The organism is Methylocystis sp. sgz306128, assembly GCF_056032725.1.
In genome coordinates this window covers 165,229-190,023 of record NZ_JBVYWO010000003.1, presented here as the reverse complement: position 1 = coordinate 190,023, position 24,795 = coordinate 165,229, and the positions used below count along the sequence as shown (strand labels likewise).

Annotated in this window: 22 protein-coding genes and 3 tRNA genes; 19 read left to right on the top strand and 6 right to left on the bottom strand. The window is 56.2% G+C overall.

Annotation, left to right across the window (positions count from 1 at the left end; genetic code table 11):
* Positions 1-22: 22 nt before the first annotated feature.
* Positions 23-2,359, bottom strand: coding sequence for a YfhO family protein (locus AC0N03_RS06975; RefSeq protein ID WP_474287911.1), 2,337 nt, complete (start codon positions 2,357-2,359; stop codon positions 23-25).
* Between the two features lie 205 nt (positions 2,360-2,564).
* On the opposite strand from AC0N03_RS06975, the gene AC0N03_RS06970 reads away from it, so the two are divergent.
* The 3 genes from AC0N03_RS06970 to AC0N03_RS06960 all read left to right on the top strand — a co-directional run bounded on the left by AC0N03_RS06970 (position 2,565) and on the right by AC0N03_RS06960 (position 5,095).
* On the top strand, positions 2,565-3,128 hold the full coding sequence (locus AC0N03_RS06970) for a nitroreductase family protein (protein ID WP_474287910.1): 564 nt from the start codon (positions 2,565-2,567) through the stop codon (positions 3,126-3,128).
* Positions 3,129-3,139: 11 nt separating this feature from the next.
* Positions 3,140-3,742: a flavin reductase family protein gene (locus tag AC0N03_RS06965; RefSeq protein WP_474287908.1), complete on the top strand. Its 603-nt coding sequence runs from the start codon at positions 3,140-3,142 to the stop codon at positions 3,740-3,742.
* A 99-nt stretch (positions 3,743-3,841) separates the two neighbouring features.
* The gene (locus AC0N03_RS06960) at positions 3,842-5,095 is read left to right on the top strand and encodes a DUF2336 domain-containing protein (RefSeq protein ID WP_474287907.1); all 1,254 of its coding nucleotides are present in this window, start codon (positions 3,842-3,844) and stop codon (positions 5,093-5,095) included.
* A gap of 12 nt (positions 5,096-5,107) precedes the next feature.
* Here AC0N03_RS06960 and AC0N03_RS06955 read toward each other — a convergent pair whose 3' ends face one another.
* On the bottom strand, positions 5,108-5,899 hold the full coding sequence (locus tag AC0N03_RS06955; RefSeq protein WP_474287906.1) for an NAD kinase: 792 nt from the start codon (positions 5,897-5,899) through the stop codon (positions 5,108-5,110).
* 147 nt (positions 5,900-6,046) lie between these two features.
* Between AC0N03_RS06955 and AC0N03_RS06950 the strand changes: the two genes are divergently transcribed.
* Positions 6,047-6,634 carry a malonic semialdehyde reductase gene (locus tag AC0N03_RS06950; protein WP_474287905.1) on the top strand — a complete coding sequence of 196 codons (588 nt, stop codon included), beginning with the start codon at positions 6,047-6,049 and terminating at the stop codon, positions 6,632-6,634.
* On the opposite strand, the gene AC0N03_RS06945 is transcribed toward AC0N03_RS06950, so the two are convergent.
* Complete coding sequence (locus AC0N03_RS06945) at positions 6,627-8,618, bottom strand: ATP-binding protein (protein ID WP_474287904.1); 1,992 nt, start codon at positions 8,616-8,618, stop codon at positions 6,627-6,629. The genes AC0N03_RS06950 and AC0N03_RS06945 overlap by 8 nt on opposite strands.
* 405 nt (positions 8,619-9,023) lie before the next feature.
* On the opposite strand from AC0N03_RS06945, the gene AC0N03_RS06940 reads away from it, so the two are divergent.
* Complete coding sequence (locus AC0N03_RS06940) at positions 9,024-9,893, top strand: crotonase/enoyl-CoA hydratase family protein (RefSeq protein WP_474287902.1); 870 nt, start codon at positions 9,024-9,026, stop codon at positions 9,891-9,893.
* A 59-nt stretch (positions 9,894-9,952) separates the two neighbouring features.
* Here the strand turns inward: AC0N03_RS06940 and AC0N03_RS06935 are convergent, their stop codons facing one another.
* On the bottom strand, positions 9,953-11,653 hold the full coding sequence (locus AC0N03_RS06935) for an MFS transporter (RefSeq protein WP_474287900.1): 1,701 nt from the start codon (positions 11,651-11,653) through the stop codon (positions 9,953-9,955).
* A 228-nt stretch (positions 11,654-11,881) separates the two neighbouring features.
* Positions 11,882-12,739 (bottom strand): 23S rRNA (guanosine(2251)-2'-O)-methyltransferase RlmB, encoded by an 858-nt coding sequence (gene rlmB, locus AC0N03_RS06930; protein WP_474287899.1) that lies wholly within the window; start codon positions 12,737-12,739, stop codon positions 11,882-11,884.
* A 188-nt stretch (positions 12,740-12,927) separates the two neighbouring features.
* On the opposite strand from rlmB, the gene AC0N03_RS06925 reads away from it, so the two are divergent.
* From AC0N03_RS06925 to AC0N03_RS06905, 5 genes are all read left to right on the top strand, one after another.
* A tRNA-Tyr gene (locus AC0N03_RS06925) sits at positions 12,928-13,013 on the top strand.
* A gap of 37 nt (positions 13,014-13,050) precedes the next feature.
* Positions 13,051-13,124, top strand: a tRNA-Gly gene (locus tag AC0N03_RS06920).
* A gap of 72 nt (positions 13,125-13,196) precedes the next feature.
* Positions 13,197-13,517, top strand: coding sequence for a YbjQ family protein (locus AC0N03_RS06915; RefSeq protein WP_474287898.1), 321 nt, complete (start codon positions 13,197-13,199; stop codon positions 13,515-13,517).
* A gap of 76 nt (positions 13,518-13,593) precedes the next feature.
* Positions 13,594-13,670: transfer RNA gene (locus AC0N03_RS06910), tRNA-Trp, on the top strand.
* Between the two features lie 86 nt (positions 13,671-13,756).
* Positions 13,757-14,035: a hypothetical protein gene (locus tag AC0N03_RS06905; protein WP_474287897.1), complete on the top strand. Its 279-nt coding sequence runs from the start codon at positions 13,757-13,759 to the stop codon at positions 14,033-14,035.
* Between the two features lie 203 nt (positions 14,036-14,238).
* Here the strand turns inward: AC0N03_RS06905 and AC0N03_RS06900 are convergent, their stop codons facing one another.
* Positions 14,239-15,270 (bottom strand): hypothetical protein, encoded by a 1,032-nt coding sequence (locus AC0N03_RS06900; protein WP_474287896.1) that lies wholly within the window; start codon positions 15,268-15,270, stop codon positions 14,239-14,241.
* 618 nt (positions 15,271-15,888) lie between these two features.
* On the opposite strand from AC0N03_RS06900, the gene AC0N03_RS06895 reads away from it, so the two are divergent.
* The 9 genes from AC0N03_RS06895 (at position 15,889) to rplL (ending at position 24,749) form a co-directional block, all read left to right on the top strand.
* Complete coding sequence (locus AC0N03_RS06895; protein ID WP_474287895.1) at positions 15,889-17,514, top strand: methyl-accepting chemotaxis protein; 1,626 nt, start codon at positions 15,889-15,891, stop codon at positions 17,512-17,514.
* A 109-nt stretch (positions 17,515-17,623) separates the two neighbouring features.
* Positions 17,624-19,684: a methyl-accepting chemotaxis protein gene (locus tag AC0N03_RS06890; protein ID WP_474287893.1), complete on the top strand. Its 2,061-nt coding sequence runs from the start codon at positions 17,624-17,626 to the stop codon at positions 19,682-19,684.
* 9 nt (positions 19,685-19,693) lie between these two features.
* Positions 19,694-21,211: a chemotaxis protein CheW gene (locus tag AC0N03_RS06885; protein WP_474287892.1), complete on the top strand. Its 1,518-nt coding sequence runs from the start codon at positions 19,694-19,696 to the stop codon at positions 21,209-21,211.
* Between the two features lie 134 nt (positions 21,212-21,345).
* Positions 21,346-21,540: a preprotein translocase subunit SecE gene (gene secE, locus AC0N03_RS06880; RefSeq protein WP_474287891.1), complete on the top strand. Its 195-nt coding sequence runs from the start codon at positions 21,346-21,348 to the stop codon at positions 21,538-21,540.
* On the top strand, positions 21,537-22,070 hold the full coding sequence (gene nusG / locus AC0N03_RS06875) for a transcription termination/antitermination protein NusG (protein WP_474287890.1): 534 nt from the start codon (positions 21,537-21,539) through the stop codon (positions 22,068-22,070). The genes secE and nusG overlap by 4 nt, the downstream gene beginning before the upstream one ends.
* Before the next feature lie 125 nt (positions 22,071-22,195).
* Entirely contained in the window at positions 22,196-22,624 is a 429-nt protein-coding gene (gene rplK / locus AC0N03_RS06870; RefSeq protein ID WP_474287889.1) for a 50S ribosomal protein L11, read from the top strand.
* Positions 22,625-22,628: 4 nt separating this feature from the next.
* Entirely contained in the window at positions 22,629-23,333 is a 705-nt protein-coding gene (rplA, locus tag AC0N03_RS06865) for a 50S ribosomal protein L1 (protein ID WP_474287887.1), read from the top strand.
* Positions 23,334-23,798: 465 nt separating this feature from the next.
* On the top strand, positions 23,799-24,314 hold the full coding sequence (gene rplJ / locus AC0N03_RS06860; RefSeq protein WP_474287886.1) for a 50S ribosomal protein L10: 516 nt from the start codon (positions 23,799-23,801) through the stop codon (positions 24,312-24,314).
* 57 nt (positions 24,315-24,371) lie between these two features.
* On the top strand, positions 24,372-24,749 hold the full coding sequence (gene rplL / locus AC0N03_RS06855; RefSeq protein WP_474287885.1) for a 50S ribosomal protein L7/L12: 378 nt from the start codon (positions 24,372-24,374) through the stop codon (positions 24,747-24,749).
* Positions 24,750-24,795 lie beyond the last annotated feature (46 nt).

The window sequence follows — 24,795 nt, the reverse complement described above, 5'->3', positions numbered from 1 at the left end:
CTGATTGAACCGATCTTTGCCGTCACGTCAAATGCGCGTGCTGTTTCAGCAGCGCGCGTAACGCCGCGACAAGATTTTTGACGGAGAGGGGGCGGTAGTCGAAGCGCACAATATGATGGCCGGCAGCAATCTCGACACCGCGAAACAGGACATTGGTTCGCAGCAAAGGCATGGGTTCATTGTCGACGCTAACCTCCCATCCGGGATAGTAGATATCGTGCAGAACAAGTATGCCAGCCTTATCCGTGTCAACAACGAGCGTAACCGAATTGGCGTGATAGGCGCTGATACGAACATTGGTATTGGCGGCGGAAGCTGTTGCGGCGGCGGTGTAGTGGCTGTGCAAAAGGTTTATGTCGCTCTTGTCGATGAGTGCGGTGCGGCTGACGTCGAAATCCGGCAGGGCCTCGCCATCGGCGATAGCCTCGCTGTCGATTGGCAGCGACTCGGTGGCAAGATAAGCGCGTGGGCAGGGCGGCCGCAGCCTATAAATATACATGCCCTTGGTGCTGTACATCAGGGTTGCAACCGGGCGCGGCACATGGCGCGGCAGCTTCGGAAGGGGCTCGCCGAGAACAAGATACTCGAGGCCGAGAAGGCGGGCGAGCTTTGACTGGTAGCCGCGGAAATTTTCCGGAAAATGACGCAGGGAAATATCCCCCGCATTGTCGCCGGGGCCGACCGCACGCTCATAATCGGCGATGCGCAGCGGATTATAGCCGACAGTGTCCTCAAGACCAAACACCATAGAGGCGTTCATCCAGGCTCCCGAAAGACCGATGATCTCGACCCGGGGGAATTCGCCCCTGTCATGCGCGGCATTGATGGCCGCCCGCAGCATGTCGAGTCCCTGCTGCTGGTCGGCGGGCAGCCGGTCATAGGGCGCGTAAAAATGCGCGGGCTCGGCGTCGACGGAGGAGGCTGCATTACGCATCAGCAATTCTGCGCCAGTGACACCTACAAGCACGAAAACCATCAGCCGCGCGTGGCGCGTGCCAAGCCCCCAGACAACAGTCGCCACAATAAAAATCATGACCGCCGAGCCGCGAATCAAAGCGTCGAGCGAAGATGCGAAATGATGCTGCGTGAAGGCAAAATCCAGAGCCAGCCCGATGATGGACACGACCAGAATAGCCGCGAGCGCGGGCCATGCCCTTGTCCAGAGCCCTTTGGGTGCGGGCGGGATCTGGTTTTTGGCGACAAGATTGGCAAAATAGCCTGCCATCAGGGCGAAACACATGTTCATGGCGAATGTGGCGTCAGCCGGTCGGCGATAGAGGGCAACGCCGGGAACATGATCGAATATCCATTCGAAGGCGGGAGTTTCTCGGCCCAGTGCGTAAAAAATCGTGCAAATGCAAATCCAGAGGATCAGCCGCAGGTCGCGATCGAAGATGTGCCGGCGGGCAAGGCCGATCCAGAGCAGCAGCAGCGTCGGAAAGGAGCCGATGAAGAGATAGTTGATCGCGCGGTCCGTCCAGTCCCCGTTGGGCATTGTCGCATAGCCTGGGCCCCAGTAATCGTAGTTCCAGTCAAGCGTGCCGAAGAAATTCGGAATGGCCAGCGTGAGAAAATTGACAACAGACAGCGAGCCTTCCGCCGCCACGCCATAGGCGAAAGAAGGGCGGTTGGATTGTGCCAGAAATTGCAATGTGAGCAGGCAGGGAATCGCAAGAAGCGCCAGACCGGCAAAACCCATCAGGAGAATGAGCCAGATGCGGCTGCGCAAAAAAGCGAGCGGACGCGCGGCTTGCGTGATCTCCCATGCCAGCGCCGCGATCAGCCACAGACAGAACAGAAACGCCACCTGATCGCGCCCCTGCGCCATCAGCGCCGCCAGAAGGCTGAAAGCCAAGCCCGCGCCATAGGATTTTTCGCGCAAGGCTCTGACCATGAAATACCAGCAGAATGGAAAGAAGCTGTAAGACAGGATCATGCCCGTGTGCTGCAACCGGGCCGAGGCCGATCCGCCAATCATGTAGATCATGGCCGCCAGAACGGCGCCGGGCGCCGCCCAGTTCCGCTGGCGGAACAGAGCCAGCGTCCCGAGACCGCCAAAGATAAGATGCGCCATGATCACGGCATCGAAAACCTGCATCGAAGCCTTCGGCGCCAATAGCGCAAAAAGCACCATTGTTGGCGAGAATACCAGCGATTGCGGGTCGGCGGCGGAGGGATGTCCGGCGAAATGATAGGGATTCCAGAACGGCAGTTCGCCGTTTGCGAGCTGCTCGCCAAGAAAACGGAACATCGGATAGAAGTGGTTTTTGGCGTCCCAGGGCACGACATCGCCATGCAACAGCCATATTGCATCGGCGGCTATGCCAAACAGTACGACAATTGTCGTGGACAGGATCACGCATTGTGTGCTCCAGCCCGGCAAAGGCGCTTGTTGATCTTGACGAGAGACCGGTCTCGGCGGCATGTGTTCAATCAGAATGAGTTGGAAAATGCGGCGCAGGCCGGTCTTCTCAAGAGATGACGGCAAAGGTTCTGGCCGAGAAAATGGTCAAGATCAAGGCACTTTCTGGTAAGACGCTGGCATATTGAGGTTAAATGCATTCATGAATGAGATTCTGGATCATCTCGGGCGGCGGCGCTCGGTCAAGCCGCTCGAGATGCGTGCGCCCGGACCCGATGCGGCTCAGCTCGAGAAAATTCTGACATTGGCGGCCCGGGTGCCCGATCATGGCAAGCTGGCGCCATGGCGCTTTATTGTCTTCCAGGGCGAGGGGCGCGCTCGCGCCGGAGCGGCGCTGGCGGAGGTTTATGCGCGCCAGCACCCGGAAGCGGACGCCGACCGGCTGGATGTGGAGAGACGCCGGTTCCTGCTGGCTCCCCTCGTCGTGGCGGTAGTTTCCACAGCCGCGCCGCATGTCAAGATTCCTGTCTGGGAACAACAGCTCGGCGCCGGTGCCGTGTGCATGAATCTGACCATCGCCGCGACGGCCATGGGCTTTCGCACGGCATGGCTGACCGACTGGGTGGCCTATGCGCCCGAAGCTTTGGCGGCGCTGGGCATTGGCGCGGACGAAAAGGTTGCCGGGTTCATCCATATCGGCTCGTCGGACGTAGAACCTGCGGATCGGGCGCGGCCAGACATGGCGCAGAAGATAAGTTATTTCTAACGGGAGTTTCCATGTTTTATGCCCAGAATGAGCGTGATCGCGACCTGCTGCCGCATGATCCGTTCAAGGCTATTGTTGCGCCGCGTCCGATCGGCTGGATCTCGTCCTGCTCGCAGAACGGCGACCTCAACCTCGCGCCTTATAGTTTTTTCAATGCATTTTCGGGTTCGCCGCCGCTGATCGGCTTTTCCAGCGAGGGGCGCAAGGATTCCGTGGCCTTTATCGAGGAAACCGGAGAATTCACCTGGAACATGGCGAGTTATGACCTGCGTCACGAAATGAACCTCTCCGGCGCAACCCTGCCGCGTGGCACGAGTGAATTCGACCATGCCGGGCTTGCCACGACGCCTTCGCGGCTGGTGCGGCCGCCGCGGGTCGCTAATACGCCGGCTGCGCTGGAATGCAGGCTGACCCAGATTATCCAGCTCAAGGATATCAATGGCGATGCGACCCATAATTTTCTGGTGATGGGGCAGGTGGTCGGGGTTTATATCGATGACCGCTTTATCGAAAACGGCCGCTTTGAAACCGCCAAGGCCGCGCCTATAGCCCGTTGCGGCTATTCGGATTATGCCGTGGCCAACGCCATGTTTTCGATCATAAGACCGAAATAAAGCGGAATAAATTCTTTTATTATTTGCTGTTATTTAAATTTAATACAATATAAACTATATTTTTGCAGATTCATGGGTGGTCTATTCTGAGTGATCCCCATGATGACGCATGAAATTCTTGTTGAACTGCGCGCGGCGTCTTCAGTAATGCGCGCGCAAGCAGCAGGAATGCTGGCGCGAACCTTGCTTCATGTTCGCGCTACGCCGGACGAACGTGCCGAACTGACGGTAATTTTGACTGCGTTGCTGGACGATGCTTCGCCGGAAGTGCGCCGCGCGCTGTCGTTTGCCTTTGCGGATGCACCGGATGCACCTCATCACATCGTGCGTAGCTTGGCCGCAGATCAGGGCGAAGTGTCTTGTTTCATTCTTGCGCGGTCTCCGGTTCTCGATGAAAGGGACCTGCTGTCGCTTGTGCCTCTGGCCGATAATCTGTCGCTGTGCGCCATCGCTTTGCGGCGCAATCTTGGCGAAGCGGTCAGCGCGGCCATTGCCGAACAGGGCGGTTATGACGCAGCGCAGGCCCTCGTGCGCAACACAAGCGCGCAGCTCAGCAGCCTGACGGTGCGCCGGCTGCTGATGCGCCACAACGACGGGGCACTGCGCGAGGCTCTGCTTGCGCGGCCTTCTTTTACGCCCTGCCTGCGATATGAGCTGGTTGCAGCCACCGCAGGGGCGCTCTCGGCACTGGTGCGCAGGCGCGGATGGATGCCGGAGCCGCGTATACAAAAGCTGTGCACCGAGGCGCGCGAATCGATCGCCGTGCAGGCGTCCCTGCATCAGGACGATAAGACTCTGATTGAATTTATTCAGTATCTGCGTGATCTGGCGGCGTTGAATTCGAGCATGTTGCTCCGGGCCATTCTCACCGGTTCGCTGGATTTTTTCCGCTGTGCACTTGCCGTGCTCGCCAACGAACGGCCGGAGCGCGTCGCGGTTCTGATGTCGGAGGCAGGGGGAGCCGGTTTTGCGGCGCTGATCCGGCGTTCTGGCCTGCCGCCATCGCTCAGCACGGCGTTTTGCTCCGCTTTGTCTTTCCGGCTGGCGCTGGGCTGCGACGTGCCGGACGCGCGGCAGGTTCACTCTCTTGCCGATCATGTGCTGCGCTCATGCGCGCGGGCCGATGCGCTGCCAGACGCATTGCTCAATCTGCTGCGTTCCCTGGCGACCGATGCTGCGCTACGGGCGGCGCGCCAGCGTTCGAATGATCTGATGGCGGAGAGTTTGCGTCAGGTCCATCTTGAAGCCATGAGCTATGCGGCTGTTGCGGCCGCACTGGAATCACCAACCGACATGACTGAGGTGGATGGTCTCTATATCGCCCGGAATGCCGAACTTCTTGTTGCGGCCTGACGGTGCCCCTGTTCAGTAGCCAAATTGCTCCGCCAGAATTCTCTCGTCGAGGGAATGTCCCGGGTCATGCAAAAGAATGAGATTGGTGTTGTGATCCATGACAATCTCAACCCGCGTGACGCCTTTCATTTCAAAGTGATCGGCTACGGCGGCCACCGGGCGCTTATCCGCCTCCAGAACATCGATCACCACTTTCACCCTGTCAGGCAACAGTGCGCCGCGCCAGCGGCGCGGACGGAAGGCGGAAATTGGCGTGAGCGCCATCAGCGGCGTATTGAGCGGCAGGATAGGCCCGTTCGCGCTCAGATTGTAGGCGGTTGACCCTGCGGGCGTCGACAGCAGCAGCCCGTCCGCCACGAGTTCACCCAATCGCTCTTTGCCATCGACGCTGATGCGCAGTTTGGCAGCCTGATAGGATTGGCGCAGCAGCGACACTTCATTGATTGCGCGTGCCGTGTGACGTGAGCCATTTGACAGAGTCGCCGCCATGATCAGCGGATGGATGATCGAGCTTTCAGCACGTTCCAGCCGCTCGCGCAGGTTTTCCGGATGGTATTCGTTCATGAGAAAGCCGACCGAGCCGCGATTGAGTCCGTAGATCGGCTTGGCCATGCCCATGAAGCGGTGCAGAACCTGAAGCATCAGCCCGTCGCCGCCCAGCGCCACTATGACATCGGCGTCCATCGGTTCGTGATTGCCGTAGAGCGCGATACATTCTTCCAGCGCGGCATCGGCCTCCGGTGTACCGGACGACAGGAACGCGATGGATTGAAATTTACCCTTCTTCCCCCCATTCAAGCTCATACTGATGTGTGCTCCCGTTCATTTTGCCATCAGCATAGTGCGCTTGGTTGAAATCGCAATTGAAAGTGCCATATGGCGAGATGAAATGGCGTGTCTGGCCTGCAATCGCTGCTGCGGAGCGGCGGACTGCCGCGAGGGGGTATCATCATGGACAAGATTGGCGCCGAGCAGATGGCGCGCCTGTTTACCGAGGGGCGGACGTTCAGTTATTTTTTGCCGCGCGCTGTGGAGGACACGACATTGCGCGACCTGCATGAACTGGTGAAATATGCGCCAACTTCGGCCAATTGCATGCCGATGCGCGTCGCCTTTGTTAAAAGTCCCGAGGCCAAGGCGCGGTTAAGGCCACATCTCGCGCGCGGCAATGTCAACAAGACCATGGCGGCGCCTGTTACGGCCATACTGGCCTATGACATGGATTTTGCGTCCAATTTGCCGAAGCTTTATCCGCACGAGGACGCGCGCCCCTGGTTCGAGGGCACGGAGGATGAAGTTCGCGTCACGGCGCTGCGCAACGGCACGATTCAGGCCGGATTTTTTATTCTTGCAGCGCGCAGTCTTGGTCTCGATGCGGGGCCGATGTCAGGTTTCAGCGAGGCAGGGGTGAATGCGGAATTTTTTTCTGGAACGGCGATAAAGGCCAATTTTCTGGTCAATCTCGGCTATGGCGATGCTTCGCGCCTGCACCCGCGCCTGCCGCGCCTCAGCTTTGACGAGATGTGCAGCATCATATGAGGGAACCGGCAGCAGCGTAACTGGCGGTGTAGGATCTGTTAACCAGCAAAGTGCGCACCATTTCCATTTCACTTTGCAGCGTTCGCATGATTTCCGCGCCAAGCCGGATCAGCTCGCTGTCGTCGAGCCCCTGCCACGTGAGCAGAAGGTCGACAAGGCGGGTCGCGCCGATATTTCCCGAACAGCTTTGCAAGGCATGGCAGGCTGCGTTGAAGGCAGCAAGATCGCCTTCCGCTATGGCCAGCTTCATCGCTTTCGCCAGCGTGGCGCTTTCTTCGATGAATTGAGCGATGATCTCGGAGCAGAATTCCTCTCCGCCCAACCGGGCGAGATTGGCCAGAGGCGCCGGATCAAAATGGTCGGCTTTTCTGATTTGCGGCGCGGCCCCGGCTTTCTGTACGGCTGCTGGCGGCGCAACCGGATAGGAATGCGCGACCTGATTGATAATGGCGAGCAGGCGTTCGGTCTCGATGGGCTTGGTGCATACGGCTTTCATGCCCGCTTCGAGGCATTTGCGGCGCGTTTGTTCGGATGTGTCGGCCGTCAGCGCTATGATCGGCGTTTCACGCGCGTTGCCTGACGAAAGCTGATAGAAATTGGCCGCCTCGATGCCGGACAATTCAGGCATATTGACGTCAAGCAGCGCCACATCGAAGGTAGAACCCAGCAGCGCATCGAGCGCTTTTTCCCCATTGTCGACGGCAGTGACATCGTGGCCGGCAAGGGCGATGAGCTTGGCCATGATCTTCTGGTTGGTCTGGTTGTCCTCGGCGATTAAAATTTTCAGAGCGCGCGGCGGCGATGTTTCCAGAGAGATGTCGGGGTATATGATGTCGGTAGGCGGCCGGAACTGCGAAGATATACCGCGCTCATCGAGCGCCGCCACATTGATTTCAAACCAGAAATGACTGCCCTGATGCAGGGCGCTGTTGACGCCTATGGTTCCGCCATGCAGTTCGACCAGTTGTTTGGTGATGGCAAGCCCCAGCCCGCTGCCGCCGAATTGTGAAAGAATCGCGTCGTTGGCCTGTGTGAAGCGTTCAAAAATCCGGCTTTGCTGCTCCGGTGCGATGCCGATGCCGGTATCATATATGTCGCAGCGCAGCCGAAGCCGTGCGCCATCGCGCGCAGGAATTGTCAGCAGCACGCGCACCGAGCCGCGCGACGTGAATTTGACGGCGTTGCCGATAAGATTGAGCAGAATTTCCTCCAGATGGCGGAAATTGGCCTGCACAAATTGCGGCACATCATTGTTGATTTCCACCACAAGCCGCGTTTCGCGCCGCGTGGCCTGTACGCTGAGCATGGCGCGGATATCCGAGACCAGTTGATATAGGTCGACTTTTTCCGACAGCACACCCTGCGCGCTGGTCTCTGCCTTGGCGATGTTGAGGATGGAATTGATCATGCGCAGAAGCGAGCGGCTGGCCGAGGAAACGGTGCGAACCATATTGTCCTGTTCGCTCGACAGGCTGGTGCTCTGCAACAATTCGCTCAATCCGATGATTGAGGTGAGCGGTGTGCGCAGTTCGTGGCTGACCGAGGCTATGAACAGGCTTTTGGCCTTATTGGCCTCTTCGGCTTTGTTCAGAGCCGCGGAGAGTTGCCGGACAAGGCGCGCGGCGTAGAGCGGAATCATGATCAGTCCGCTGACAAGGCCGGCAACGATATAGGGATGCGCCTGCCAGAACGGGTTGATGAAATTTGCGGTCAGCAGCCCGGCGAGGCTGAGCCCCATGCCGATCAGCAGGTAGAAATTGCCAAATCTCAGCCCGTTTCCAAAAATAACCCACAGGTAAAGCGCGTATCCGGCTGTGAAATATTCACCGCCGACCGCAAGACAGGCGGTAATGGTGGCGATATCAATGAAAATTCCGAGAACTTTTCTGAACGTATACTCACTCTTCCATATGACAATATGTGCAAAGATTGTCAGTGAAAGCGCCGAATAACAAAAATGGATCAGGCGCAATTGTCCTGTCATGACAGGGGAAATGCCCGTATTTACAAAGACATCTGTATAAAAAAGAATGCCGAAGACAAGACAGAAGCACAGCCGGTTATAGGCAATCTCATATTCCCTGTTTCCGAGCCTGTTAGGGATGGGGAGCCTCTTTGCGATTTTCGCTGTCAGGTCTTTTCGGAGGTTGTTCAGCAGCTGCATTAATGGTCCAGTGTGATGAAGCGATTTCCAGCTTGATTATGGCATTAATGTTGGAAAATAGCCTGATATCGATAAACATAAAGCTAATGCTGGTGAATTATATTGAAATTTAATATTGTTTTTATAAAAGCTGATATGTCCGCTTTGGAGGTTTATATTTCCAGGCATTGCGTAATAACGCAATAAATACTCTATGATACAACCGGGTTAAAATTGGCTAATCTTTTGACAGACTTTTCCAGGCATCAATTCATACAGGATTGCAATACTTTTCCTGATTTTGAACTGATCTATGAGAGCCAGTCGCAGACAGCCTGGTTGACGGTGCGTCCCACGGCGCCGGTGCGCGCAACAGCAAGCTTCGTGCAGCAACTGACTTTGGCACAGGCGGCAGTCGCCCGCCGGAGTGTCGAAACGGATCCGTTGCCCGTCAGATTTTGTGTCACGTCCTCTGCGCTGCCGGGAATATACAATTTTGGCGGCGATCTGCCTTTTTTTGTCGATTGTGTTCGCAGGCGGGACCGCGAGGCGCTTTTGTATTATGCGCATGCCTGTGTCCGGATGATCCACAACAATTGCGTGGGCTGGGGTACGCGAGCGCTCACTCTGGCGCTTGTACAGGGCGATGCTCTGGGCGGCGGGTTTGAGTCCGTTATCAGTCACGATTTTGTTGTGGCGGAACGCGGCGCTCGCATGGGCATGCCCGAGATATTGTTCAATACTTTTCCGGGAATGGGTGCTTTCAGCTTTCTGCGGCGCAAGCTTGATGCGGTGCGCGCCGAGAGGATGATCCTTTCAGGCAAGATCTATTCAGCGTCCGAACTGTTTGACATGGGCCTCGTCGATGTCCTTGCTGAAGATGGACGGGGCAGGGACGAGGCGCGGCGCTTTATCAGCGACACGCGTCGCTACGATGTGCTTTGCTCTGTCAAAAAGGTGCGGGAACGCATTCACCCGCTCGAAATCGATGAAATGATGGATATCACCGACATATGGGTTGAGAATGTCATGAACATTCACCCATCTGATCTGCGCCGCATGGAGCATCTCGTCGCCGCCCAGGTACGTCGGCTGGCGCCGCTCCAGACTTCCTGATCATTCACGCAATAAAAAACCCCGCGCCGGAGCGCGGGGCAGATATGATGTAACCTCCGCTAGTTATTCGAGAATATGTCGCGGTCTTTGGTTTCAGGAATGAAGATCAGCCCGACAATAGCGGTCAGCAGCGCGAAGGCCACCGGATACCAGAGGCCATAGTAGATGTCGCCCGTGGAGGCCACCATGGCGAAAGCAGTTGCCGGCAGCAATCCGCCGATCCAGCCATTGCCGATGTGATAGGGCAGGGACATGGACGTGTAGCGGATGCGGGTCGGGAACAGTTCGACAAGGGCTGCGGCCATTGGCCCGTAAACCATCGTCACGAAGATGATGAGTACGAACAACAGGCCGATAACTGCTGAAGTTTGCGGACGGGCTATGTCGAACAAGCCGTTCATCTTGAGGATATTCGGGTCACCAGCCTTGGGATAGCCTGCTGCATACAGCGCAGTGGTCACATCCTTGGTAAATGCAGCCGGAACAGCCTTGACGGCATCGCCCTCAAGCTTGGTCTTGTCATAGGCGTTGATCGCCGTTTCGCCCACTTTCACGACAGCCAGCTGTCCGGCAGGGCCGGGCTGCGTGCTGTAGCGCACGGAGCTTTTTGCCAGCAGGTCGCGGGCAAGATCGCACGAGGTTGTGTAGACGCGGGTGCCGACAGGATTGAACAGCGAGCCGCATTCAGCCGGATCGGCGACGACGGTCACCTTGACGGTATTGATGGCCTTGTCGAGATCCGGATTGGCAATGGCAGTGATCTGGTGGAATACCGGAAACAGACAGATCGCGCTGATGAGGCAGCCCGACAGGATCACCGGCTTGCGACCGATCTTGTCGGAAAGCCAGCCGAAAAACACGAAGAACAAGGTGCCCAGCGCCAGAGCCCAGGCAACGAGCAGGTTTGCGGTGACGCCGTCAACCTTCAGGATCGCCTGCAGGAAGAACAGCACATAGAACTGGCCGGTGTACCAGACAGCCGCCTGTCCGGCGACAAGGCCGACCAGCGCGAGAATGGCAATCTTGGCGTTGGACCAGTTCCCGAAAGCTTCCGTTATCGGCGCTTTGGAGGTTGTTCCCTCGTCTTTCATTTTCTGAAAGGCCGGCGATTCGCTCAGCTGAAGGCGAATCCAGAGAGAGACGGCCAGAAGGGCGACGGACACCCAGAACGGCACGCGCCAGAAGAATTCCGCAAAGGCCTTTTCACCCGTGATCGAGCGGGTTACGAGAATCACCAGCAGGGACAGGAAGAGGCCAAGCGTCGCAGTGGTCTGGATCCATGAGGTATAGAAGCCGCGACGGCCATGCGGGGCATGTTCGGCGACATAAGTGGCGGCGCCGCCATATTCACCGCCAAGAGCCAGACCTTGCAGCAGGCGCAGGCCGATCAGGATTGTCGGTGCCCAGAAGCCGATCGAATCATAGCCCGGCAGCAGACCCACGATAAAGGTCGAAAGGCCCATGATCAGAATGGTGACGAGAAACGTATATTTGCGGCCGACAATATCGCCGACACGCCCGAAGACCAGCGCGCCGAAGGGGCGAACAAGAAAGCCGGCGGCAAAGGCCAGAAGGGCGAAGATGCCCTGGGTTCTTGTGTCGAACTTGCTGAAGAAGTTGGCGCCGATAATGGCTGCCAGCGACCCGTAAAGGTAAAAATCGTACCATTCGAAAACGGTGCCGAGCGAAGAAGCAAAAATAACTTTCCTTTCTTCGCCGGTCATCGGGCGTGCCACGCCCTTGGCTGCAATCGTGCTCATGTTCTCTCCCTCTCCTGCGGCTTCGCGCCGCATTTTTCCCGAACCATCGGCATGTTCCCCACATGTTATTGGTTCGTTGGCGTCCGGCCGGTAAATAGCCGTCCGCGATTTCCTCAATGCTTATATTCTAGCGGAGGAGAGGGGTAAGCGTCGATGAAACCTTCGTCTATGAGCGCGGTGCGGGGCAGGCTGTAACGTGGGTGCTGCGCGGCGCGGCCAAAGACATTTTCAGTGTGCCCGGAGCTTTTGCGAGACGAGACTCAGCGCTACCGCGCAGGCATTGGACACATTCAGGCTTTTTATCGCGCCGGGCATATCGAGGCGGGCCAGAACATCGCATTTCTCGCGGCTGAGCCGGCGCAATCCCTTGCCTTCCGCGCCGAGAACCAGTGCGACCGGCGCTTGCAGGTCGGTCTGCGCCAGATCTGCGGGCCCGTCGGAGTCTAGGCCGACGCGCTGGTAGCCCATGTCGCCCAGTTCTTCGAGGGCGCGGGCGAGATTGACGACACTGGCGATGGCCACATGTTCAAGGCCGCCCGATGCGCTTTTAGCCAGAATTCCGGTCATTTCCGGCGAATGGCGCTCGGTTGTCACGATTGCCTCAACATTGAAGGCAGCTGCCGTGCGCAATATGGCGCCGACATTATGAGGGTCCGTGACCTGATCGAGAACAAGCACAATCCCCGTGCGGCTGAGTTCGGAAAGGTCGATGGGCTCCAGAGGGCGCGCTTCAAGCAGCAGGCCCTGATGCACCGAATCACGCGGGAGCCGGATGGAAATTTCCTCGCCGGGGACAATCCGCAGTTCGACGCCCCGCGCCGCAATATCGGCGGCGAGTTTCTCGGCCGCCGAGTCGGTTGCAAAAAGCCGCACCAGCTTGCGGCGCTTCGAGCGCAGGGCCTCCCGTACCGAGTGATAGCCAAAAATGAGAGCCATATCCTTCGTGCGGGCCTGCGCGGAGGTCATGCCCCTTTGAAAGGCGGGCTGAGAGGCGCGTCCCGGGCCGGTTTCGCGCGGTGGCGGGCCTGAGGGCCTTTTTCCGGAAAATCCGCCTTTGCGGTCGTGGGAGCCGGTTTTGCGCGTCAAGATATGATCCTTCTTTGATGTGTTGTCTTCATCTCATGCCTCGCTTTCCGGCGCAATTGGCCAGTCTTGCCGAATTAAAACAGGAGGGCTGCTTTTTTCGGTTGACATATGCGCGGCAAGACAAGATAAACGCGGCGCTTCAGCCATTGCCGACTTGCTGAAGTCCAGTTGCTGACGCATTGGCAAATGGAGGAGTGTCCCGAGCGGCAAAGGGGGGGGACTGTAAATCCCCTGGCTAGCGCCTTCGTAGGTTCGAGTCCTACCTCCTCCACCATTTATTGTTCGCGCGATCTGTGTTACCCAGAAAAGGCGCGGGTGTAGCTCAATGGTAGAGCAGCAGCCTTCCAAGCTGAATACGAGGGTTCGATTCCCTTCACCCGCTCCAGTTCCATGCGCCCGCTGCGGTTTTGCGCCGCGGGAACGGTTTGTATCGGGGCAGTCTGGCCCGGAGGGAAGCATGATCATCACCACCATGAACGAACTGGCGGGCTATCGCGTCGAACGGTATCTCGGCCTTGTCCGCGGTGTTACAGTGCGCTCGCGCAGCGTGGTCGGCAATTTCGGCGGGGCGATACAGGCTTTTTTCGGCGGGCGGCTCTCGGTCTATATTTCGCTGGCGGAGCGGGCGCGCGCCGAGGCCACGCATCTCATGGAACTCCATGCCGAAGAACTCGGCGCGAACGCAATTCTGGCCATGCGATATGACGCGAACGACATCATGGCGGGTATTACGGAAGTGCTGGCTTATGGTTCGGCTGTGCGCGTGACGCCGCTCTGAGGTAGCGGAAAAGACCATGTTTTGCCCTTGCAATTTACATTAAGATGTTGCAAACAGGCTTGGCCTGACGGCATGCAGGGGTGTAGCTCAATCGGCTAGAGTATCGGTCTCCAAAACCGAGGGTTGAGAGTTCGAGTCTCTCCGCCCCTGCCATCTTGTATTTCTGAAATCAATCAAGATATTGCAGATCGATCGCTTCTCCCCGTTCTGTCATTACAAATTTCACTACAGAGGCAGGTTTGGAAGTGGCCGGCAAGATTCGGAATCTTGATTTTACGCGCGGTCGATATTCCACGCGCCTCGCAGTCCAGAAAGAACTGAGTGGGAATCGTTGGCACGACCGAACTTGTCAAGGCGCTCTTGGCTTGGATCAACTGGGAAATCTCGCAGAGCTAACGGAGATTGTTATTCGTGATCTAACTAACGATGAATTGATTCAAATCCATTCAGCCAACGGCGATAATGATTGTGATGGTGGCGATGCGGTTCAGTATGACTTTCAGCCCGTGCAGACGTGAGCCCGAACTGAAAGCGACACATTTATTTTCGCACGCCCTTCGATGTAAAAAAATCAACACGAATTAGGCCCTGATCAGTAAAGCGAAGTCCTAGAAAAAATCAGATTGGCCCAAGGGGGGGGCAGAATGCGTTCGAACAAAAAAACGAATATGAAAACCATTCCGGAGCTTGCATTATTTGAGTTATAATTTGGGAAATGTAATTAGTATTGAAGTTTTGTCAAAAGATTATCAGACAAAAACAAAGCCTGCTCGCCAATGCTCAAAGCTTGATATGGTTTAGCTCTCATTGAATTTAACGCATCATTAAACGCAATATACCAATCACGTATTGCATCAGATTTCGAATTATCTCGAGCATAAGCTTGTCTGAGACTGTCTGAAGTAGACTTTAGCTTTGATCTAAGCTCAGTCTCACAAAGTTTCGCAGTGTCCATTGCATTGCGAACATATGGAGTATCTCCAGCAATCCTATTAGCTTTGTACAAAATATCGTAGTTATAAGTGCACCTAACTAAAATGCTGTTTATAATTTCTTTGTCCTTAGCGAAATTTTCAGAAGATTTTGAGCGATCGATTAACGCACCAGCAGACTTAGAATCGGGAATTAATGCCTCAGCTCGCGGAGAAGTTGACGCAACGATGTCAGGCGATGGCGTTTCTCTGCCATAAGGATCACAATAACTTGGATCGCTCTTAAGAGTCTTAGTGGCTTCTGGATTACCTTCTAAAGCGCTTCTTACTAATTTTGCACATTTAGATTTTGGCATTCTTACGTAAACATCAGCAATATTGCCGGCGCAAGCACCACAAAGCCCCATGTCCACGAGCTTGTTCTCTAAATCATACGACCTCAATTCAGGCTTAGAAAAGGATTCCCGGATTGGATCAACTGAAAAAAATGAGGAATTGGCGTCACTGTCATCTGTTATTTTAGTCACTTTACAGTTTGTAAGCTGTAAAGCCTGAATTTTTTTCCCATCAATGACTAATTCCACTGGATAGCAATAGCCACCGTGTGAGCAATACACGCCCTCGCCGGATGCTTTATCAAGACGGTATTGGGTTATAGCGTCATCATATTCACCAAGTTTAAGTATTGAACTTGGATTTTCGACGGCAGCAACGTCGTGAAGAACAAGCGCTTTGCAGGGATCGTTCGCATGTGCTGGCGAAAGTGGGGCAAGAGCCAGAAACGCGAATAATCTCAAAATTTTTCGATACTTCTGAACCAATCAAACACCATGGCAGTTAAAGCGTCACAATACTATGTTTTGTGCAACAAGTGGACTGAATCGTCAAGCAAGGATCGCTATGCCGCCATCTCTAATCGCGTGAGTCTGTAGCAGGCTTGGAAAAAACGCTAAAAAAATATGAGCCACTACAAACCTGATGACGGTGTTCAAGTTTATTCAATAAAATCAATGTGTATAAAATAGTTCTTCAGAGTTCGAGTCTCTCCGCCCCTGCCATTTTCACAGGCCATTCTCTTACATAAAAGTCTCGCTCTGGCATCAAAGTCTCGACGCCGGTTCTGCCGTACTGATAGGCTTGACGCGCTGATCCTTCCGCCTGCGGGCGATGCGTATGTGCCTCTTCCAAGCAGTGCATCTGATTGCAAGCAATGTGTCTGGAAAATTTAAATATTAAAATATAATTACTTTCATATTATTAAATTTGAAGTATTTTTTTAAAACCAAGCGATAAATTTTTCATTTTAATCTAAATTTTTAACGAAATAAGCTTCGCGCAAGTTTCGGTTTCTACTTTCACATCTGCATTGAACCGCGTTCAGGGCGCGCCCGGAGTGTTGCCCGAAAGCCGGTCTTATCCGAACCAAAGGGGTTGGACAGATGATCGAAGAAGAAAAAAGCAAGATAGAACTGTCAGAGCGCCTGAATTTCATGGCGATGGACGGAAAGGCTCTGCAAAAGCTCGCGGCTTTGAATCCGGTCGTCATGAAATCCATCGGTCCCGCGCTTGAGGTTTTTTATGGCAGGGTTCGGACGACTCCGGCGACCCGGAAATTCTTCAGTGATGACCGTCACATGTCTGCAGCGCAGAGCCTGCAGGAAAAGCACTGGGGCATCATTTCGTCTGCCCAGTTTGATCAGTCCTACGTGGATGGCATTTTGCGCGTCGGCAAGACTCATGCGCGGATCGGGCTGGAGCCGCGATGGTATATCGGCGGCTATGCGCTGGTTCTGGAGCAGTTGATTCACGCCGTGGTCAGGCATTTGTGGCCCAGCCGGATGAGTCTTTCGCGGCTTTCTCCCGAGGCGGCGGCGAGTTCCATCTCAGTATTGGTGAAGGCAGCCTTGCTGGATATGGATTTCGCCATTTCGGTTTACCTTGAAACGCTCGACGAGCAGCGCAGAAAGGCGGAGGAGGCGCAAAACAAAGTCAAGGTGGAAGCGGAGAAGGCGGTAGCTAAAACCGCAGTTGGTCTCTCCCGGCTGGCGGCAAAAGACCTGACTTTCCGTCTGGACGGCGACATGCCGGAAGCCTTCGCCCAGTTGCAGAAGGATTTCAATGACGCGATCAGCGAAATGGAACGTGCGATTGAGGGCGTTTCACGCGGAATGCACGCCATGCATGGCGAGGCGAGCGAAATCACCTCTGCAGCCGACGATCTGGCGCGTCGCACCGAGCAGCAGGCGGCAAGCCTCGAGCAATCGGCCGCGGCTCTGACGCAGATCACCAGCACCGCCAAGAATGCGGCTGAAGGGGCGCATAACGCGCAGAAGATCGTTGTCGCCGCCGACGAAAATGCCAAAAAGAGCACGACCATCGTCCGGCAGGCCGTCTCGGCGATGGATGCCATTGCCAAATCAGCCCAGCAGATCAGCCAGATTATCGGCATCATTGACGAGATTGCCTTTCAGACCAACCTGCTGGCCCTGAATGCCGGCGTCGAGGCCGCCCGTGCAGGCGATGCCGGACGCGGCTTTGCGGTCGTTGCCTCAGAAGTGCGCGGTTTGGCGCAGAGGTCTGCGGATGCCGCCAAGGAGATCAAAGGCCTCATTTCGACATCGACGCAGCAGGTCGAGCAGGGCGTCAAGCTTGTCGCCGAGACGGGAAAATCGCTCGAACTCATCATGCGGCAGGTGGCAGAGATCAATAGTGTTGTCAACAATATAGCTGCCGGAGCCAAGGATCAGTCCATCGGGCTCGACGAGGTCAATACAGCTATTGGCGCCATGGATGTGGCCACGCAGCAGAACGCAGCGCTGGTGGAGGAATCCACCGCCGCAAGCCATTCGCTGTTGCGCGAGACCAAGCAGTTGCAGGATGTCATGAAGCAATTCAGATTTACCGAGCAGAAGGGCGCCGATCCTGTCAAATTGCGCCGCGAACTGGAAAATGTTGCTCCGCACGCTTTTCAAAAACCGGCTGAAGCACCGCAGGCGCCGCCGCCGAAGCGTCCGGCCGCCAAGGTGGCCAATGGTTCCGATAGCGGTGACTGGAAGGAATTTTAGCCGCAGGGTGCCTCTTTCCCGGGGTGGTTGGCAGTCTCCCCGCAGAATGCTCTTGCTGCCGTGATTGGATCCGACATCTATCCGTGGGGTTTATTCGATGAGTGTGTCGATGATTGACGTGTTGGGTGCGGGAGCCGTGCGCGCCGGCCTTTCGGGCGAGATTCTGTCCGATCTTGTTGAACGTACGCATCTTGTGTTTGTTTTTGAGGCGCCGTCCGCGCAACTGGCATATGCCAATCGTCTTTCATTGACACTCGCCGGTCTGGACAGCGGCGCGTCATTAAAGCAAGTGGATGCTGTCATCGAACGGCCGGAGCCGCAATTTGATCTTGCCTGGCGGACAGTCATGTCCGGCCGGCTCGCGGAGCTTGCCCTGACGATGCGCCCGGTTGGCAGCGAACAGCTTTGGGTTATGCCCGGACATCTGATTCCGGGCAGGAATGGCGACCATGTGTTCTTTCTCGTTGCGGAAGCAGCTCTGGCGGATTGCGACCGTCATGCATCGCGGGAGCGCGCGAAAGTTGCCGATCATACTCTGGGCTTTGTCGAAATTTCATCAGAGGGGTTGATCACATCGGCCAATTCCAATTTTCTCGAGTGGAGCGGCTATCAGCCGGATGAACTCGTCGGGCAGGATTTTCGCATTTTGCATGAGTCTGCCGCGACGCGGACGCCCGCATTCCGCCGCTTCTGGACCAAACTGATGCGCGGCGAGGCCGAATCCGGCGAAGTGCGGCTTCTGGGCCGGGAGGGGCAGGATCTGTGGCTGAATGCGACCCACATGCCCATATTTGATGGATCGGGCCGGGTGCGGAAGGTTATTCTCGCCGCCTCGGACCTGACACGGGTCAGGAATTCGGCCAATGATTTTGAAGGCAAGATACGGGCGATCTATCGCTCGCAGGCCGTAGCCGAATTTGATCCGAACGGGAATGTTCTGGATGAAAACGCCAATTTTCTGGCGTTGATGGGCTATTCTCCGAAGGAAATAGCCGGCAAGCACCATCGCATATTTTGCGATCCGGCTTACACGAACACCGATGCCTATCGCGCTTTCTGGGAAAAACTGAGCCGCGGAGAATTCGACTCGGGCGTCTATTGCCGCATTGGCCGCGATGGCCGCGAGGTCTGGATTCAGGCCAGTTACAATCCGGTTTTCGATCAAGGCGGCAAATTATGCAAAATTGTGAAATTTGCAGCCGATATAACGGCCAGCAAGTTACGTCATGTTGAAATGGAGGGGCGGATCAATGCGATAGAACGCAGCCAGGCCGTCGTCGAATTTGATCTCGAAGGCCATGTGCTGAGAGCCAATGAGAATTTTCTGCGGATCATGGGCTATTCCGCGCGAGAAGTTGTCGGGCAGCATCACAGCATTTTCTGCCCCGGCGATTACATCAAGACCGAAGAATACCGCGATTTCTGGATAAGGCTTAATCGCGGCGAGTTTCATTCAGGCAGATTTCATCGCATCGGCAAGTTCAACCGGAGTGTGTTCATCCAGGCGAGCTATGGCCCGATCCTTGATTTGAAGGGGGAGCCCATAAAAATAGTTAAATATGCCTATGACATTACCCAGCAGGTTGAACTGGAACAGAAGCTCAATGACAAGATGTCGGAGATGATGTCCGTTGTCACCGAAATGACCGGGTCGATTGATGAAGTGACCCGCGTTGCCGATGTTGCCAACAGTCTGGCGAGTGAGACGCAGAACAGCGCCGAAGTCGGGCAGGAGGCGCTTCAGAATGCGATCATTTCCATCGACCTTATTCAGAAATCGTCGAATGAAATATCTGAAATCGTGAAAGTGATTGGCGAGATCGCCAGCCAGACCAATCTGCTTGCCTTCAACGCGGCAATTGAGGCGGCGCGCGCTGGCGAGAACGGCGTCGGCTTTTCAGTGGTTTCGGCGGAGGTGCGCCGTCTGGCCGAGCGCAGTTCCGAGGCGGCTCTCAATATCACCAAGCTGATTGAGGAATCGGTTCTGCGGGTCAATCAGGGCAGCGACCGTTCGCAGCATGCAAAACTGGCGTTCGAACGTATCGTCGCCAGCATTTGCAAAACGACCGAGTCGATCAGGGATATCGCCAATTCAACTCAGTCTCAACAGGCGGTCTCGCAGCATGTCGTGAGATTGATTGAGGATTTGACCGTTGCCAGCAGGGCTTGAGGCATAAAGATGCAAACCTTGGGATTGATGCGGATCGGCGCGTTGTTCATGGCCCTGCCGGCCTTGAATATCCTCGAAGTTGTGTCTCATCCGAAGAGGCTGGCGGCGTTTGCCGGCGCCGCGCCTTTTCTGAAAGGTTCGCTGCAATTGCGAGGACTGGCGATTCCGGTGCTCGATCTGGCCAAGATCCTGAACACGGTTTCCGATTTGCGTTCCGGGCCTGTCATCGTGGTCATGCGTCACAACGGGTGCGTGCTTGGCCTTTGCGTCGATGCTGTTTGCGGGATCGCCACTCTGCCGGCGAAGCGGCTTGATGAACTGAAATGGTCTGGCTGCTCCGGTGCCGAGCTGCCGACCCATAGTTTCGAGCATCAAGGCCAGACATTCGTCCTGCTTGACCCGGGGCGCATTGCTCAACTGCCGGGAGTGCCTATGGTGTCCGAACGGCCGGATATTGGCGATGAAGGAGCAAATGCGAATTCGGAGCCTATTCTTCTTTTTCGTTGCGGCAAGCTTGGCTTTGGAATGCCGGTCGATATTGTCGGCGCTGCGACTGCCAGCACCGCCCTGAAGCCAAGCGCTCTTCAATCGGACATTTGCCTTGGCGTTATCGATTTTCATGGCAAGGAGATTCCGGTGGTGGATTTTCAGAGCCTCCTTGGGTTTCGCGAGATTCCTCCTGCCGCGCAAACCAGCGTTCTGGTGCTGAAATATCCGGAAAACGGCGCTCTTGGTCTCGCAATCGACGAGGTGTGCGAGATTGTGCGGGTGCCTTCGGATGAGATACATCCGGTGCCGGTTCTCGCCACAGCGAGCCACGCTTTGCTCATGGGCGCTATCATGCGGCCGGATGGCGCGCAGCACTTTATATTTGAAACGGATGGTCTCCTGAATCACGCGTCTCTGGCGGCGCTGGCGCGTCTGGCGCATGACAGGCCGGATGATGCCACAGAGGCCGGCATGGCTGAGGCGGCTGATGTAGCCGGTGAGCCCTATATTCTTTATGCTGCGGGTGGCGAATATGCATCGCCGCTTGGCCAGATTTCTGAAATTTTGCCCTATGGACACGGTATATTGCGCATGGAGCAGGCGCGAATGGATCATGTCGGCATGATCCAGCATCGCGGCGCGGTGGTGCCTTTGTTCGATCTTGCGGTGATGATGGGCCAGACCGTCAATATAGATCCCCGGCATGCCCGCGTGCTCATCGTGCATGACAGCGGGGTCACTGTCGGCTTTGTTGTTGCAAGGCTGCGCTCCATCGAGCGCGGGAGGCGCAGGCCCGTGCAGGCGGCGGGTGCGGCCGGGGCCTCGATTTGGGATGGTGTGGTCGAGGTGTTCTTTGACAGAAAGGCCAGGATTATTGCCTGTATGGATCTCCAGACTCAGGTTCGGGCGCTGCTGGACGCAGTTGATTGGCGCATGGACGGGTTTGATCGCAGCATAGATAATGATGTCGCCAGTGATGCCGCGCCCGGTTTTGGCTCATCCGCTGAAATTGCCATTGGCGCTGCCCGCGCGAATTGAAGTTTCGGGTAATTTTTTTCTTTGCAATTGGCCCAAGCTGGAGTATACGCCCTTCATCAGGCGCGTGACCGTTCGGTTCCGCGCCCTGTTTTTTGGTCCGGCTTTTGAACCGGGCCGCAACCGAGATTGGGCAGATGGTAAATCCGTTCGAATTCTTGTCGGAAGTGCGGGCCGAGGGACGCAAGGTGACCTGGCCGACCCGCCGTGAAACGCTGGTGACGACCGCCATGGTGCTGATCATGGTGATATTGGCCAGCCTGTTCTTCCTGACTGTCGACCAGGTGATTCACCTGGCTCTCAGCTTTATTCTGGGGCTTGGCCAATCATGAGCATGAGCTGGTATATCGTCCACGCCTATTCCAACTTCGAAAAGAAGGTGGCGGACAGCCTCAAGGAGCAGGCTGCCCAGCGCGGACTGAGCGAAAAATTCGAGGAAATCCTCGTGCCGACCGAGCAGGTTATCGAGGTGCGCCGCGGCCGCAAGGTCGCAACCGAGCGCAAGCTGTTTCCGGGCTATGTGCTGGTCAAATGCGACCTGACCGACGATGTGTTCCATCTGATCAAGAGCCAGCCGAAAGTGACCGGGTTCCTCGGCGCGGACAATAAGCCGATGCGCATTTCCGAGGCTGAGGCCAATCGCATCAAAGGGCAGATCGCAGAGGGCGTCGATCACCCCAAGAGCGCCATTCATTTCGAAATCGGCGAGCAGGTCAAGGTTTCGGACGGGCCATTCGCTTCGTTCAACGGCATCATCGAGGAAGTGGACACCGACCGTTCGCGCCTCAAGGTGGCCGTTTCCATTTTCGGACGTGCAACGCCGGTCGAACTGGAATATGGACAGGTCGAAAAGACCAAATGATTTTCACGCGGGGATGGTCCCCGCATGAAATGTGGGAGATGGTCCGGGCAGCCAGTCCGGGGAGCCGTTGAACCACAAACTGCAACCGGCACGGCGAAAGCCGGGCCAAATTTGGAGCAGAGAACATGGCAAAGAAGATCACGGGCTACGTGAAGCTTCAGGTTCCGGCCGGCGAGGCGAAGCCATCGCCCCCAATCGGCCCGGCACTTGGTCAGCGCGGCCTCAATATTATGGAATTCTGCAAGGCGTTCAACGCCAAGACAGCGCAGATGGAAAAGGGATCGCCGATCCCCGTGGTGATCACGGTTTATCAGGACCGTTCGTTCACCTTCGAAATGAAATTGCCGCCGGTGTCCTACTGGCTGAAGAAGGCCGCAGGCATCCAGTCGGGTTCCAAGACCCCGGGCCGCGGTTTTGTCGGCAAGGTCACCAAGGCCCAGATTAATGAGATCGCCTCGAAGAAGATCGTCGATCTCAATTGCTCGACCGTTGAAGCTGCAGCTGCGATGATTGAGGGTTCCGCCCGTTCCATGGGCCTGCAGGTTGTGGGGTAAGATCATGGCACATGTCGGAAAACGTATTAAGAAGGCCCGTGAGGCCATCAATCGCACCAAGCTTTATCCTGTGGCTGAAGCCCTGAAACTGGTGCGCGCCAGTGCAAGCGCAAAGTTCGACGAAACCGTCGAAATTGCCATGAATCTGGGCGTCGACCCCAAGCATGCGGACCAGATGGTGCGCGGCGTCGTCAATCTGCCGCACGGCACTGGCCGCGTTCTGCGCGTCGCCGTGTTTGCCCGCGGCGCCAAGGCCGACGAGGCCAAGGCTGCAGGCGCCGACGTTGTCGGTGCTGAGGAACTGGTGACCATCGTCCAGGGCGGCACGATCGATTTCGATCGCTGCATCGCTACTCCGGACATGATGCCGCTGGTCGGCCGTCTGGGTAAGGTGCTCGGCCCGCGCGGCCTGATGCCGAACCCGAAGGTCGGCACCGTCACCATGGACGTCAAGGCTGCTGTTGCTGCCTCGAAGGGTGGCGCCGTCGAGTTCCGCGTCGAGAAGGCCGGTATCATCCAGGGCAGCGTCGGCAAGACGTCGTTCGGTGAAGCCAAGCTCGAGGAAAACATCCGGGCGTTCGTCGATGCCGTGGCCAAGGCCAAGCCGGCCGGCTCCAAGGGCACCTATATCCAGCGTGTTGCGTTGAGCTCCACGATGGGTCCGGGTGTCAAGGTGGAAGTGGCCAGCGTCACTGGCGCTCAGGCCTGACGGGATAGCTTTTGCCGCATTTAATGCTTGGCAAGGGTGAAAAATCGCGCTAGTAAAGCGACGTGGAGCGGTTCGCTGCTCCACGCAAAAATTGAGATTCCATGGAAGTTCATTCGAAAGATTGTCTTTCATGGTGGATAAGCCGGTGGATCGGGGGAACACCTCGTGTCCTGACCGGCTATGTCCTGTCCGAGACTGCAGATGTAAATTCGTGATGAAAATCAGGGATTTGCTTAATTTCATCGAGGCGTTCCGGGTCTTCGGATCTGGGATTTAGGGGAGTTCCCCTGCCGAAGTCTGCATAGACGGGGAAGACCGCGAGTTTATGGGGCGAAAGCCCTGTCGTTTGGTTCGAACCATCTTTCCGGGCGAGTTATTCGCCGCGGGGACAGGCACGTGAGGGCCGGCCTGCAAGGGCTGGCATGTGCAAACGGCGAAGTTATTTCGTCAACCGGAGAGAGCAAAGTGGATAGAGCGGAGAAAAAAGAACTCGTCTCGACCCTCAATGATGTTTTCAAGAAAACGTCGGTGGTGGTTGTGGCGCAGTACTCCGGCCTGACCGTTGCCCAGATGCAAAATCTGCGCAAGCAGATGGCCAAAGCTGGTGCAACCGTGAAGGTCGCCAAGAACCGTCTCGCTAAAATCGCTCTTGAAGGCACGGATGTCGCTTCCATCGGTCCCCTGCTCAAGGGACCGACCCTGATCGCCTATTCGGACGATCCGGTTGCGGCGCCGAAAGTTGCGACCGCCTTCGCCAAGGAATTCGACAAGTTCGTTATCCTTGGCGGTGCGCTGGGCGCAACAGCTCTGAATGTGGATGGTGTCAAGGCGCTTGCGACCTTGCCGTCTCTGGATGAACTGCGTGCGAAGTTGATCGGCCTGCTTGTCGCGCCGGCAACCAAGATTGCACAGCTCTCCACCGCTCCCGCCGCCAAGCTGGCGCGGGTTGTCGGAGCTTATGCCAACAAAGATGCGGCTTAATCGGGCTGTTTATCATCAATATCAAGTTCGAACCGAACTGCTTTAAGGAAGTGAATAATGTCTAAGCTTGAAAAAATCGTCGATGAATTGTCGTCCCTGACCGTTCTGGAAGCTGCTGAACTGGCAAAGCTTCTTGAAGAGAAGTGGGGCGTTTCGGCTGCAGCCGCTGTTGCTGTTGCTGCTCCTGCCGGCGCTGCCGCCGCTGCTGCGCCTGCTGAAGAGCAGACCGAGTTCACCGTTGTTCTGGCTGCTGCCGGCGACAAGAAGATCGAAGTCATCAAGGAAGTCCGCGCCATCACCGGTCTGGGCCTGAAGGAAGCCAAGGATCTGGTTGAAGCTGCGCCGAAGACCGTCAAGGAAGGCGTTGCCAAGGACGAAGCCAAGAAGATCAAGGAAACCCTTGAGAAGGTTGGCGCCAAGGTCGAGCTCAAGTGAGTTCTCCGGCCCGCAAGCTTTGCGGGTGCTGAGTTTCAAGCGAACG

Coding starts and splice junctions, on each gene's coding strand:
- AC0N03_RS06970 (WP_474287910.1), top strand. CDS start 2,565: ATGAATGAGATTCTGGATCATCTCGGGCGGCGGCGCTCGGTCAAGCCG.
- AC0N03_RS06965 (WP_474287908.1), top strand. CDS start 3,140: ATGTTTTATGCCCAGAATGAGCGTGATCGCGACCTGCTGCCGCATGAT.
- AC0N03_RS06960 (WP_474287907.1), top strand. CDS start 3,842: ATGATGACGCATGAAATTCTTGTTGAACTGCGCGCGGCGTCTTCAGTA.
- AC0N03_RS06955 (WP_474287906.1), bottom strand. CDS start 5,899: ATGAGCTTGAATGGGGGGAAGAAGGGTAAATTTCAATCCATCGCGTTC.
- AC0N03_RS06950 (WP_474287905.1), top strand. CDS start 6,047: ATGGACAAGATTGGCGCCGAGCAGATGGCGCGCCTGTTTACCGAGGGG.
- AC0N03_RS06945 (WP_474287904.1), bottom strand. CDS start 8,618: ATGACAGGACAATTGCGCCTGATCCATTTTTGTTATTCGGCGCTTTCA.
- AC0N03_RS06935 (WP_474287900.1), bottom strand. CDS start 11,653: ATGAGCACGATTGCAGCCAAGGGCGTGGCACGCCCGATGACCGGCGAA.
- AC0N03_RS06915 (WP_474287898.1), top strand. CDS start 13,197: ATGATCATCACCACCATGAACGAACTGGCGGGCTATCGCGTCGAACGG.
- AC0N03_RS06895 (WP_474287895.1), top strand. CDS start 15,889: ATGATCGAAGAAGAAAAAAGCAAGATAGAACTGTCAGAGCGCCTGAAT.
- AC0N03_RS06890 (WP_474287893.1), top strand. CDS start 17,624: ATGATTGACGTGTTGGGTGCGGGAGCCGTGCGCGCCGGCCTTTCGGGC.
- AC0N03_RS06885 (WP_474287892.1), top strand. CDS start 19,694: ATGCAAACCTTGGGATTGATGCGGATCGGCGCGTTGTTCATGGCCCTG.
- secE (WP_474287891.1), top strand. CDS start 21,346: ATGGTAAATCCGTTCGAATTCTTGTCGGAAGTGCGGGCCGAGGGACGC.
- nusG (WP_474287890.1), top strand. CDS start 21,537: ATGAGCATGAGCTGGTATATCGTCCACGCCTATTCCAACTTCGAAAAG.
- rplK (WP_474287889.1), top strand. CDS start 22,196: ATGGCAAAGAAGATCACGGGCTACGTGAAGCTTCAGGTTCCGGCCGGC.
- rplA (WP_474287887.1), top strand. CDS start 22,629: ATGGCACATGTCGGAAAACGTATTAAGAAGGCCCGTGAGGCCATCAAT.
- rplL (WP_474287885.1), top strand. CDS start 24,372: ATGTCTAAGCTTGAAAAAATCGTCGATGAATTGTCGTCCCTGACCGTT.